This is a genomic window from Clostridium kluyveri DSM 555 (assembly GCF_000016505.1).
Lineage (GTDB): Bacteria > Bacillota > Clostridia > Clostridiales > Clostridiaceae > Clostridium_B > Clostridium_B kluyveri.
The window spans coordinates 3,211,840-3,224,881 of record NC_009706.1 but is presented as its reverse complement, the minus strand read 5'-3'; the positions used below and the strand labels follow the sequence as shown (position 1 = coordinate 3,224,881).

The 13,042-nt window shown below is 30.2% G+C and carries 11 protein-coding genes; 9 read left to right on the top strand and 2 right to left on the bottom strand.

Annotation, left to right across the window (positions count from 1 at the left end; genetic code table 11):
* Positions 1-54: 54 nt before the first annotated feature.
* Together CKL_RS15385 and CKL_RS15380 are read left to right on the top strand one after the other, a co-directional pair.
* Positions 55-708 (top strand): sugar transferase, encoded by a 654-nt coding sequence (locus tag CKL_RS15385; protein ID WP_012103504.1) that lies wholly within the window; start codon positions 55-57, stop codon positions 706-708.
* 1 nt (position 709) lies between these two features.
* Positions 710-1,432 carry a WecB/TagA/CpsF family glycosyltransferase gene (locus CKL_RS15380; RefSeq protein ID WP_012103503.1) on the top strand — a complete coding sequence of 241 codons (723 nt, stop codon included), beginning with the start codon at positions 710-712 and terminating at the stop codon, positions 1,430-1,432.
* An 84-nt stretch (positions 1,433-1,516) separates the two neighbouring features.
* On the opposite strand, the gene pdaA is transcribed toward CKL_RS15380, so the two are convergent.
* Positions 1,517-2,398, bottom strand: coding sequence for a delta-lactam-biosynthetic de-N-acetylase (gene pdaA / locus CKL_RS15375; RefSeq protein WP_012103502.1), 882 nt, complete (start codon positions 2,396-2,398; stop codon positions 1,517-1,519).
* 145 nt (positions 2,399-2,543) lie between these two features.
* On the opposite strand from pdaA, the gene CKL_RS15370 reads away from it, so the two are divergent.
* The 5 genes from CKL_RS15370 to sigF all read left to right on the top strand — a co-directional run bounded on the left by CKL_RS15370 (position 2,544) and on the right by sigF (position 7,423).
* On the top strand, positions 2,544-4,307 hold the full coding sequence (locus CKL_RS15370; RefSeq protein WP_012103501.1) for an Eco57I restriction-modification methylase domain-containing protein: 1,764 nt from the start codon (positions 2,544-2,546) through the stop codon (positions 4,305-4,307).
* A gap of 151 nt (positions 4,308-4,458) precedes the next feature.
* Positions 4,459-5,286, top strand: a complete 828-nt coding sequence (gene speE, locus CKL_RS15365) for a polyamine aminopropyltransferase (protein ID WP_012103500.1) — start codon at positions 4,459-4,461, stop codon at positions 5,284-5,286.
* Positions 5,287-5,879: 593 nt separating this feature from the next.
* A complete protein-coding gene (gene spoIIAA / locus CKL_RS15360) occupies positions 5,880-6,215 on the top strand; it encodes an anti-sigma F factor antagonist (RefSeq protein ID WP_012103499.1) in 336 nt (111 codons plus the stop codon).
* A gap of 14 nt (positions 6,216-6,229) precedes the next feature.
* A complete protein-coding gene (spoIIAB, locus tag CKL_RS15355) occupies positions 6,230-6,658 on the top strand; it encodes an anti-sigma F factor (RefSeq protein WP_012103498.1) in 429 nt (142 codons plus the stop codon).
* A gap of 9 nt (positions 6,659-6,667) precedes the next feature.
* Positions 6,668-7,423, top strand: a complete 756-nt coding sequence (sigF, locus tag CKL_RS15350) for an RNA polymerase sporulation sigma factor SigF (protein WP_012103497.1) — start codon at positions 6,668-6,670, stop codon at positions 7,421-7,423.
* 136 nt (positions 7,424-7,559) lie between these two features.
* Here the strand turns inward: sigF and CKL_RS15345 are convergent, their stop codons facing one another.
* Positions 7,560-9,911: a transglycosylase domain-containing protein gene (locus tag CKL_RS15345; RefSeq protein ID WP_012103496.1), complete on the bottom strand. Its 2,352-nt coding sequence runs from the start codon at positions 9,909-9,911 to the stop codon at positions 7,560-7,562.
* 212 nt (positions 9,912-10,123) lie between these two features.
* Here CKL_RS15345 and hflX point away from each other — a divergent pair, with 212 nt between their 5' ends.
* Both hflX and CKL_RS15335 read left to right on the top strand, forming a co-directional pair.
* Entirely contained in the window at positions 10,124-11,902 is a 1,779-nt protein-coding gene (gene hflX, locus CKL_RS15340; RefSeq protein WP_012103495.1) for a GTPase HflX, read from the top strand.
* Between the two features lie 168 nt (positions 11,903-12,070).
* A complete protein-coding gene (locus CKL_RS15335; RefSeq protein ID WP_012103494.1) occupies positions 12,071-12,967 on the top strand; it encodes a nucleotidyltransferase domain-containing protein in 897 nt (298 codons plus the stop codon).
* Positions 12,968-13,042: the final 75 nt, after the last annotated feature.

Sequence of the window (13,042 nt, the reverse complement as noted above, 5' to 3'; positions counted from 1 at the left end):
AAGTAGGTGAATATATGATTTCTGTAAGATGTATTTTTTACAGAACATAAAATTATGCAGGCAGAAGATATAAAAATAGATTTGGATAAGGATATAAAGTGTAAAAAGATACAATTTTTTTTAAAGAGAATATTTGATTTTATAATTTCACTTTTAGGAATAATTGTGCTGAGTATAGTGTTTATAGTATTGGCTGTATGGGTGAAATTAGATTCAAAAGGGCCTGCCATATTTAAACAAACTCGAGTGGGCAAAGATGGAAAAAAATTCATAATATATAAATTTAGAACTATGGTAGTGGATGCGGATAAGAAGATCACTTTGGATATAAAACCTGAAAATTTAGAAAATTTCGTATTTCAAAGTAGAAATGACAGCAGAATTACAAAATCTGGCGCTTTTTTAAGGAAAACAAGTTTGGATGAAATTCCCCAGTTGTTTAATGTGCTCTTTGGAAATATGAGTTTAGTGGGACCTAGGCCTGAAATACCAGATGTAGTTAAATTTTATCCAGAGGCGTACAGACAAAGACTTCTAGTTACCCCTGGAATAACCGGGCTGGCCCAAGTAAGCGGAAGAGGGGAAATAGAGCTTGGCAAAACTGTTTATTATGATTTGACATATATAAAAAATTTTTCATTATGGACAGATATAAAAATTTTATTTAAAACAATTTTCTCTGTATTTAAAAGTGAAGGAGCATTTTAGTATGTTTACCAGGATATTAAAATTCGATGTGTTTAACAGGAGTAAATTGGAGTTTTTAAATTACATAGAGAAATTTTCCAAAGTTAATATAGTGTCTGGCAACCCTGAAATACTTTATAATGGACTGAATGACAGTAGACTTTTAAGAAGCTTTACTTCAAAAAGCACTGTAATAATTCCAGATGGATTAGGTACTGTATTAGCTTCTAAAATAGTGAGGCCCTCTGTAAAGGAAAAAATAGCAGGTATAGAAGTAATGGAAGCTTTAATAGAAAAATGTAGTGAAGAGGGGAATCCCATATATCTTTTGGGAGCCAGGCAAAATATATTAGAAAACTGTATCAAAAATTTGAAAATTAAATATCCTAATTTAAATATAGCTGGGAGTCATAATGGATATTTTGATTTGGATGAATGTGAAGATATTATTCAGAATATAAAAGAGAGTGGAGCCCACATACTGTTTGTGGCCATGGGTGCGCCAAGACAGGATATTTTTATAGCTGAGAATATGGATAGGCTTCCTTGTAGGGTATATATGGGAGTAGGAGGGAGTTTTGATGTTTTTTCAGGAAAGACCAAAAGGGCGCCAGCCTGGATGATAAAATCAGGACTTGAATGGCTGTATAGAGTTTTTAAAGAGCCTTGGAGAATAAGAAGACTTTCTTCAATACCTAAATTTTTATTAAAGGTAATAGTCTGTAATAAAAGATTTAGTCAGTAGCTATGATAAAGAGTTATGGATAATTTTTCTTGATTAATACATGTGGGAAAATCATCTATAACTCTTATGTGATCAAGGTTTTAACTAAATTTTATTCAAGTTTTCCAATATATATCCTTTATCCTTCCAGTCTTTTATCACAGAATCCAGTATTTCTGAATTTGTTTTTGATACTGCATGAAGTAAAATAATAGCTCCATTGTGAGTTCTACGGCTTATCATTTTTTTACATTCCACAGGAGAAGGCTGTTTTTTGATATTCCAATCATTATAGGCAAAGCTCCAAAATATTGTCTTGTAGCCTAATTTTTGAGTATAGAACAAGGACAACTCACTGTATTTTCCCATAGGGGGTCTAAAAAATTTAGGCATTTGTTTGCCTGTAATCTTTTCATAGGTATCCTCTGTCACAGTGAATTCTTCTTGAAATTTTACAGGATCTTTTGCAGCTTCTGCCATAGAAGGATGATGTGTAGAATGATTGCATACCAAGTGGCCTTCTTCTACCATCCTTTTCACAAGTTCAGGATGGTCTTTCATATAAGGAGTAGTAACGAAGAAAGCGGCACTAACATTGTTTGACTTTAGTATATCTAGTATTTTGGGGGTATATCCATTTTCATATCCTTCATCAAAAGTTAAATAGATTACTTTCTTGGAAGTATCCCCCAGGTAATATGAAGAATATTTATTTAAGAGTTGTAGAATTTCCTCAGGTTCTTCAGAAGGAGTACCCCTGTTGTTAGGTTTAAAAAACCAGTTTTTTTCACTTCTGTCTAATTTAGATATGTCCAAATTTTTTAAGCTTTGGGAATCAGTACGGGATTCACTGGTACTTAAATTTTTATTAACAGTTAAGGTATCATTAATTTTAGAAATAGCCCTGTGTTTGTAATAATTTTTTGTGTTAAAAAAACATAAAAAAATTATACATAATAAAATTACTGATGTAAATTTCTTTTTCATTTTATCACCTACCTTACAATATATATTTTATGGTATACTTAATCAGATATCTTATACTTAAAATTTACAGGAATAATTTCAATTATTAGGCATATCAAAGTAGTGACAAGTGAATTGTAATTTACATAAAAATGGAGATAAAAGTGTGAATGATTTTATTGAAAGTATTAAAAAAATTTATAATTTTATGGAGACACCAATTCCCAAAGAAGAAAAACTAGAGATAATAAAAAATTTTAAACAGCAGTTTAACATATCTGAGAAGGAATATTTTTCTCAAAAATATTATGAACTGGTAAGCATAAATAAAAGAGCTGGAATAGTATATACTCAGAGAGAACTTTCCTATTTTATGATTAAAAATTTAATTGAGGAAAAGGATGTAATCTATAATCCATTTGTAAAAATTGTAGACCCAGCTTGTGGCTGTGGCAACATACTTTCTGTGTGCTTTTTTTATCTTAGGCATATATTTATTAAAAATATAGAGGTAATAAATAATGTGAATAACATAAATTTAAAACTTGAAAATATAAATTCCCACATAGTATGTAATAATTTATTTGGATTTGACATAGATGAAATTGCACTTAAGATTTTAAATATAGATCTATTCTCAATAAGTGGAGAATTTCAAAAAGAAAATTTTGTTTTAAAGGATTTCTTAATAGACGCCATAGAAAAAAAGTTTGATATATTTATAGGAAACCCACCCTATATAGGACATAAATCTATAGAGAAGAAGTATTCTGAAACTTTGAAACGAGTTTATAAAAATATATATAAAGATAAGTCAGATGTTTATTACTGTTTTTTTGAAAAATCACTAAAATCTTTAGAAAAAGCAGGAAAAGCTGCTTTTATTACTCCCAGATATTTTTGTGAAGCTTGTAGTGGAAAGCAGCTGAGAGAATTCTTAAGTACTAATACAACCATATATAAAATTGTAGATTTTTATGGGATAAGACCTTTTAAAGGAGTGGGAGTAGATCCTATAATAATATTTTTCAGAAATAAAAAAGGTCTTAATAATAAAATAGAAATTATAAAACCTGACAAAAGTGAAAAAAAAGGTAGAAATAAATTCTATGATTCTTTATTTTTAAATAAAGATAAAATAAGGTATAAAAAATTTTTTATACCTCAAAGTTCTATAGATGATAATGGATGGGTTTTTATCAGTGAATTTGAAAAAAATATAATCAATAAGATAAGGCAAAAATGCAATTTTACCTTAAAGGATATATGTGAAAGTTATCAGGGAATAATAACAGGCTGTGACAGGGCTTTTATAGCGGATAGAGATACTATATTAAAGAATAAAATTGAATTGAATATAATAAAGCCCTGGATAAAGAGCAGTTATATACATAAAAACAGCATAGATGGGGATAAAAAATTTATAATTTATTCTAATTTTATAGAATATGAAAGTCAATATCCAAATTCCATAGAATATATAGGTCAATATAAAGAAAAACTCATTAAACGAAGAGAATGTAAAAGGGGAACAAGAAAGTGGTATGAGCTTCAATGGGGAAGAAAAGCCGAAATATTTGAGGATAAAAAAATTATATTCCCTTATAAATCTCAAAATAATAGATTTGCCTTAGACAAGGGAAGTTATTTTAGTGCAGATATATATTCTTTGGTAATAAAAAGAAATGATTTAGTGGATTATAATACTCTTTTAAATGTATTAAATAGTTCTATCTATGAGTTTTATTTTAAGACTTTTGGAAAAAAGTTAGGATGTAATTTATATGAATACTATCCCAGCAATTTAATGAAATTGTATATTCCTCCTATAATTTCTTCAAAGTCCTATAATTTTCAGGAACAACTTTATGATTATTTTCAGTTAACACATAAAGAAATTAAATTTATAGAAAATAGTATAAATATATGAATCTAAGAATTACTTGAGCTGTGAATCGTACATTGTATAATTATAATATTATTGCTATAATAGTAGCTGCGATAAATAAGATTTTGTTAGTTTCAAAAGAAGTTTAAGTTTTCAAATCTTAAAATCAAAGGGCGGGAAAGGAGTTTCATCGATGGATTTATGGTTAAGAGAAGGTCAAATTGAAGATGCTGCTATGACCTATAAGATAAAAGAGACTTTAGTTACAAAGAAAACCAAGTATCAGGAGTTGGCTATAGTAGATACCTATGCATTAGGAAGAATGTTGGTTTTAGATGGTATAGTACAGACTACAGTTAAAGATGAGTATGTATACCATGAAATGATAACTCATATACCTTTATTTACCCATCCTAATCCCCAAAAAGTACTTATAGTTGGTGGAGGAGATGGAGGGACTGTAAGAGAAGTATTGAAACATGAAACTGTAGAAAAAGTTGTACTTTGTGAAATTGATGAACAGGTTGTTTATGAGTGTAAAAAATATCTTCCAGAAATAAGCTGTGAGCTTGATAATCCAAAATGTGAAGTTTTTATTGGCGACGGAATAAAATATGTCCACCAGCATAGAAATGAATTTGATGTTATAATAGTGGATTCTACAGATCCTTTTGGTGCTGCAGAGGGATTGTTTGGAGGAAGCTTTTATAAGGAAATATATAACTGTTTAACAGAAGATGGAATATTCATAGCTCAGACTGAAACACCTTTTTATTTGCCAGAAGTGGTAAAACAGGTATACAAGGATGCTAAGGAAATTTTTCCTATTACCAGATTGTTTATGGCAGGCATACCTACATACCCGAGTGGATTCTGGAGTTTTACCATAGGCTCTAAAAAGTATGATCCTAAAGAAGTGGATTTATCTTCTACCTTGAATATAAATACAAAGTATTATACTAAAGAATTACATAAGGCATGTTTTGTACTCCCAAAGTTTGTGGAAGATTTAACTAGATAGTTCTTGACAATCCATAATTTAGTTTTAAATATATGAAAAGGTTATTGACTTGGTTTACATTGATAAACCACGTCAATAACCTTTTCATTATTTTTATTTGGTTTAAATACTTGAAATTTATTAAAAATTTTCAACATATGTTTAGAAATATACTAACTGTCAATAATATGAATAAAATATCGATAAAAATACAAAAAAATAGAGGGAAACTGTTTTCTGTGTAGAATATATTAAAAACACATATTTTATTTTAATAAATATAAAATTTTTCATTTGGAAGCTGTAATTAGCTAACGCCCCATCTTCTTTAAAGTGGGGAATAAACACTGCAATTGTGAACTGTTAATTGCAAACTGTTAATTGTGAACCGTGAATTGTGAACTGTGAATTGATATTATAAGAGGGGGGGTAAGAAGGTCTGACTCGGACTATGCAATATTTTTGCATATGCTAAAGTTTAATATTAAACTTTAGTCATATAACATGAGCTCATATGTTATATGGTAAATTAAAGTTAAAAGTATATTTTAACGCTAAAACTATGTCGGGGCAGATTATTTTTATAGTAGTTTTAGTAGAGTTTTGTGTAGTATATGAATTTACAATTTTATGTGAAGGAAGATAATCTTATAGCCATTATGGAAGGAGAGCTAGATCATCATAGTACAGAAGAAGTTAGAAATAAAATTGATAATCAATTGGATGTGGAAGGCATAAATAAGTTGATATTGGATTTTTCACAGGTAAGCTTTATGGATAGCTCAGGAATAGGGGTGGTAATTGGAAGATATAAAAAGCTGAATGCTAAGAAAGGAAAGGTATGTATTGTAGGTGTATCACCCTCAGTGAGAAGAGTGTTTGAACTATCGGGGATGTTTAAGATTATAGGACTTTATGACAATATTGAGGAAGCAATTCAGAATATTTAATGGGGGGATAAATTATGTATGATAACAGTATGAAAATAGAGTTTATTAGTAAATCACAAAATGAAAGCTTTGCTAGAGTATCAGTAGCGGCCTTTGTATCCCAGTTAGATCCTACACTAGATGAATTAACAGATGTAAAAACTGCAGTTTCAGAAGCAGTGACAAACTCTATTATTCATGGTTATGAAAACAAAGAAGGTATAGTTAAAATTGAAGCTAGTATTAAAGGAAGGGAACTAATTTTAATAGTAGAGGATAATGGCATAGGCATAGAAAACATAGATATGGCCATGCAGCCTCTTTATACCTCTAAGCCAGAGTTGGAAAGATCAGGAATGGGATTTACTGTAATGGAGACATTTATGGATTCTCTTCAAGTGGAATCTGAAAAAAACAAAGGGACAAGATTGATTATGAAAAAAGTTTTTAATTCATTAAGTTAGGTGAATGATATGGGTGAAGAAACAGTAAAAAAAATTAAATATAGCTACGATGATAATCTAAAATTAATTAAATGTGCAAGAGAGGGGGATAAAGAAGCATTAAACAAGCTAGTAGAACTTAATCTACCCCTGGTTTCAGCCATAAGTAAAAAATTTTTAAACAGAGGATATGAATATGAGGATATATTTCAAATAGGTTGTATGGGGCTTATGAAAGCAGTAAATAATTTTGATGAAACTTATAATGTGAAATTTTCTACATATGCTGTACCCATGATACTAGGAGAAATAAAGAGATTCCTTCGAGATGACGGAATGATAAAAGTAAGCAGAAGTATAAAAAATACAGCTAAAAAACTTCATTATGACAGAGAGGCACTTACAAAAAAACTGAACAGAGAACCTACCATAGAAGAACTGGCAGAATATTCAGGAGTAAAAACAGAAGAATTACTTTTTGCCACAGAATCTACTAATAGTTTGCAATACTTATATGATACTATACATCAAGATGATGGTTCTCCTGTTCTTCTAATAGATAAAATAAGTGAAAACCCTAAGGAAGATGTGGAAGTCATAGATAGAATTGCATTAAAAGAAGCTTTGAGAAATTTAGATGTAAAATCCAGGCAGATTATAATGCTTAGATATTTTAAGGATAAAACTCAAGTTCAGGTGGCAAAGATGTTAGGAATAAATCAAGTACAGGTTTCTAGAATTGAAAAAAAAGTACTTAAAACCATGAGAGAAATTTTAAGTGAGTAATCTTGAAAATGTGATAATTAAAAGAATTAAAGCATCTTATAAAAAGTGTTATCTTCTAAATAAATATTATTACCCCAAAAATTAATTCCACCTTTAAAATACTAAGGTGGAATTTTGATTAATATACTAAGATATATTAATTATTTTTAACGGTTGTTTCTGCAGAGGAATTACCTGTATGAGTTTCATTTTCCTTTTCTGAATTATTTTTGTCATTATTATTTTTTTCAGGGGAATTATTATTAGTATCCACAGTATTGGTATTATCTTTGTTGTCTTTATTAGTATCAGTAGTCTTATTGTCATTTTTTTTGTATTGATTTTTATTATTATTTTTATCAGGAAGGGCATCAAATATGTTCCATGAGTGGGACATATTACAGTAACTTGTAGGTACGGTACCTTCTATAAATAATTCATTGTAAACCTTGCTGCCTGTGAGATCCTTATAACAATTGGAGCTGGCAAGTTTACCGGATTCAGAACAGATTGCTGCAGTTACCACTCCTGAGGGCATTTCAAGTTCTTTCGATTCTAAGTTTTCATGGAAAGGAGACATTATATCTGCCCAGAGTCTGGCTGCAGAATTACTGTTAAGTGAATTATCATTTAATACAGAATTATCGTCATTACCAATCCATACTGCTGCAGAGTAATATGGAGTCAATCCACAAAACCACAGGTTTTTGCCATCAGTGGAAGTACCAGTTTTACCTCTTACAGCCATATTTCCAAAGTTCGCATTATATCCTGTACCTTCTGCACTGACAGGTCCTTTTAACATATCATATAGTATATAAGCGGTTTGACTGGATAGAACGGTTTTTGTCTGGGTTTTATTCTGCAATAAAATTTTTTTGTTTCTATCCTCTACTTTGGTATAAAGCTTTGGAGTTGTGTAGGTACCGTAATTTCCAAATACTCCATAGGCCGCAGCCATTGTGAGGGTATTTGTACCATGGTGAAGCTCACCAAGAGATAGTGCTGCTATACTGCTCCTATCATGTTCATCTAAAGTTATGCCAAATTTTTCTGCATATTCAGATGCAGTTTCAAGACCCAATTTATCTTCCAGTTTAACTGCAACTAGATTTATAGAATGCATTAAAGCAGTCCTTAAAGTCATATTACCTCCAATGTAGTCATCATCTTTAGGTTGATAAGGTTCACCATTAGAGGCATATTTATTGGCCATTTCATTGGATAATGGGGAATCCTCAAAAATACTGGCAGATGTAAACTGCTGTGAATTTATGGCAGGACTGTATACAGTTAATGGTTTTATACTGGAGCCGGGAGCCTTTAAGTAATTTTCAGAGGCAGCTCTGTTAAAGGATCTAGCAGGTTGAGTTCCCCTACCACCTACCAGGGCTTTTACTTCTCCAGAATGATAATCCATAACTACTGCTGATGCTTCAGGTTGTAATATCCCATTTTCATCTGTGGTAGAATTTTGAAAAATACTATTGTTAGTTATAGTATCTTCTGTTTTCCTCTGCAAGTCCTTGTCCATTGTAGTATATATCTTAAGGGCCCCATACATAAGTAAATTGTTTATTTGTTCATCGGTATACTTATATTTAGATTTTAAATCCTTTTTCACTTGAGAGATAACAGGTACCGTAAACCACTCATAATTATATGTATTACTTACAGTAGGTTCTGGTTTAATATTTAGGTTACCTTCTGAAATGTCTTTTATGGCAGTAGTATACTGACTTTGAGAAATGTATCCATTTTCATACATTTTTGTAATTACTGATTTAGTTCTGTTTAAATATATGGATGGATCTTTTTTAGCATTATCGGAATAGGGATAATACACAGAGGGACTTTGGGGAATAGCCGCAATAAGGGCACATTCAATTAAGTTCAAGTCTTTTGCAGATTTCCTAAAATATTGTTGGGATGCAGCTTCAACACCTAATGCTCTTCCACCTAAATATATCGTATTCATATATGCTCCCAGTATTTCATCTTTACTTAATTTATTTTCAAGCTTTATAGATAGGTACATCTCCTGAAGTTTTCTTTTAAAAGATACATCAGAAGATAGAAATATGTTTCTTACAAGTTGTTGAGTTATAGTAGATGCTCCTTGAAGGTTGTCATTGCCTGTAATCTTATTTTTGATATCTATAAATATTACACCTATGATTCTTTTTAAATCTATACCACTATGTTTATAAAATCTTTCGTCTTCTATACTGATAAAAGCATTTTTTAAGTTCTGGGGCATATTATCAAAAGAAATCACTGTTCTCTGTTGGGGGGTAACTACTACGTCCATGGTCTCATTGCTGTCATCATATAGAACAGAAGGCTCATTTAAGTTCAATATCTGGTTTACATCAAGTTTTGGAGAATTTTTTATGATAGCCAGGCTTGCACCAATTATTGATACAAATGCTATCAATAATAAACCAGATAAGATAATAAATATAAGTTTGGAAGTTTTAAATGGAGCCTTTTTATGTCTTTTTACCATAATTGTCCTCCTCGCTCTAAATTGTTACTTTAATTTTAATTATTATATCATAAATTAAAGTATTAATGAAATATAAATGGGTTTTTGAAATTTTGGCAGATAAATATGTGAAAATGGTTTTTACTTTATAAATATATAATGTATACTAGAGAGGTAAATGGTAAAATTAAATATTGATAGCATCTGATTATAGTGAATATAGAGGTGATTTTTTGATATATGGAAATACAGAAGGTATAAGAAAGTCTATATTAGATGAATTAGAAGAAATATATGATATTAAAATACCTAAAGATAGTGTTTGCAGTATGGAGATCGTAGAAATACTCTGCAAAAATACTATACATTTAAATAGAGAAATAAGTGTACTGATTAATAGAAAAGGAAAGGTCTTAAATATATCAGTAGGTGACAGTAACAGTGTAAATATTGAAGTTTATACATGGTCAAATAAGCTTTCTGGAATTAGAATGATACATACTCATCCTAATGGTAATTCACAGCTTTCCAAAATAGATATTTCAGCTTTGATGAAGTTGAAATTAGATTGTATATCAGCCATAGGGGTTAATGATCAGGGACCTACAGGTATGAGTTTAGGATTTTTAAGTATTAAAGGGGATTCTGTTGAAAGTGAAGTTTTGAGTAACCTGACTTTGGAGGAAGCTGCTAATTACAATGTATTAAGAAAAATAAATGAAATAGAAGAGTTGGTAAAAAATATATATACACTGGAGGAGTATGAAGAAAGGGCCATACTCGTGGGAACGGACAGTAAAGAGAGTTTAGATGAACTAGAAGAATTGGCCAGAGCGTGTAATGTAAAAGTTTTAGAAAAAGTATTTCAAAAAAGAACTACTGTAGATACAGCTTTTTACGTGGGAAAAGGAAAAGTAGGTGAGATAGGGTTAATTGCTCAAGTTCATAATGCTAATGTGGTAATTTTTGATGATGAAATATCAGGTTCACAGGCTAGAAATTTGGAAGAAAATTTGAAAATAAAGATAATAGACAGAACCACATTGATACTTCATATATTTGCTACCAGGGCTAAAAGTAAAGAGAGTAAAATGCAGGTAGAACTTGCCCAGCTTAAATATAGGTTGGCAAGACTTTCAGGACTTGGCATAGTTCTTTCAAGAACAGGAGGAGGTATAGGTACCAGAGGACCAGGGGAAAAGAAGCTGGAAACAGATAAAAGGCACATCAGAGAAAGAATATATGAGATTAATAGAGAATTGAAAAAGATAAAAGGAGTAAGAAAAGTACAAAGGGAAAAGAGAAATGAAATATACAATGTGTCTCTAGTTGGATATACCAACTCAGGAAAATCTACCTTGAGAAATAAGTTGTGTGAAATAGCTGTTCCAAAAGAAAGTGTTGTAAAAGATAAAGTATTTGAAGCAGATATGTTATTTGCAACGTTGGATACTACTACCCGAGCTGTAGAACTAAAAGATGGCAGAACAATTACAATAACTGACACTGTAGGATTCATAAATAAGCTTCCTCATGATCTGGTAGAAGCTTTCAAATCTACTCTGGAAGAAGTTTATTATTCTGATTTACTGCTTCATGTGGTGGATATATCCTCAGAAGATGCATATCAGCATATAGAGTCAGTAGATAAGGTTTTGAATCAGCTCGGCATAAATGATAAACCAGTGCTTTTGGTATTTAATAAAATAGATAAGGGCAAAACAGAAAAAATAGAAGATATAAAGGATAAATACAATGGTGTAGAAAGCATATACATATCAGCTAAACAGGGCATTAATTTAGAAGAACTTTTAGAAAGAATATCCCATATGCTTCCTCAAAGTATAAAAAAGGTGGAATATTTAATTCCCTATACAGAACAAGCTGCAGTAGCCTTTATACATAGAAATTGCAAGATAGAAAAGGAAGATTATAGGGAACAGGGAACTTATATAAGTGCTTTAGTAGACGAAGAAGTATATAACAAATTTAGAAAGTTTATAATTGAATAACAGACTGTATTTTAAAGTTGAAATATTAAAAAAGAGTATATCATAGGGGCAGTGACTCTCTCTAAATCTTCATACTTGTATTTTTATAAAAATATATTATATAATATATAAAAATTCAGAATAATCTTTGTTTACGGAAATTAAATTTAAAAGGAGGCTTACATTAATATGGGAAGAACTATATTGCAATATCAAAAAGCTTTTAACAGTGCTATTGACAGATTTAAAGCCAATAAATCAGTTCTGGCAGTTATGGTTTTTGGGAGCATGGTTAGTGGAGATCTGTGGGATGAATCAGATATTGATTTGCTTGTGGTATTTGATAATAAAAGAACTGCCTTAAAAGATATATATACAGAGGAAAAAGGTATACCGATCCATGTTAAACTTATGAGTAAGAGTAATTTTTTGCAATCTTCCGAAGAAGATTTAAAGGGAGGGTTTATCCATAGAATAATATCTTCTTCCAGATTGGTATTTTCAAAAGATATGGAAATAACCTCCCAATATGATATAGGCAGGTATTATCCTGATTTAGATAGGGAAAGATGGAATATGGTATATCTTGGTGATCTGTTTAAAAATATGGGATTATGTAAAAAGTACCTTCAAAATGATGTAGTATATACGTCATATATTGCAGCAGTACGTTCTGTGGAGGAATTTTCAAAATTATATGTAAATTCCTCTGGGCATATGATAAGTAAAGATGCGGTAACCATTGCTATGAATTTAAATAATAATTTTAGAAAGTGCGTGGAGGAGTTATTTTTTAATAAATCGGATATAGGTGAAGCTATAAATAATACCATGGATTATTTTAAAAAATATATAGATAAAAATATAAGAAATATTACAAAAATACTTTTAAATTATATGAGGGAAAAAGATTCCTTTTTAAGTTCAGAAGATATAAAAAATGATAGATTGTTTTACAATTACAATATAAACATGGAGGAAATATTAAATAGTTTATGGAAGAAAAATCTGCTTAAAAAAGATACAAGGGACTATAAGATGAAAGATGGAACTATTTTGGCCAAAGAAAATGTATATTTTATGTAATTATTAATGCTGCCAACACTAATCAATAAAAATATTTTTATAAGTGTATCATGCTTATAACATATATAGATTAAA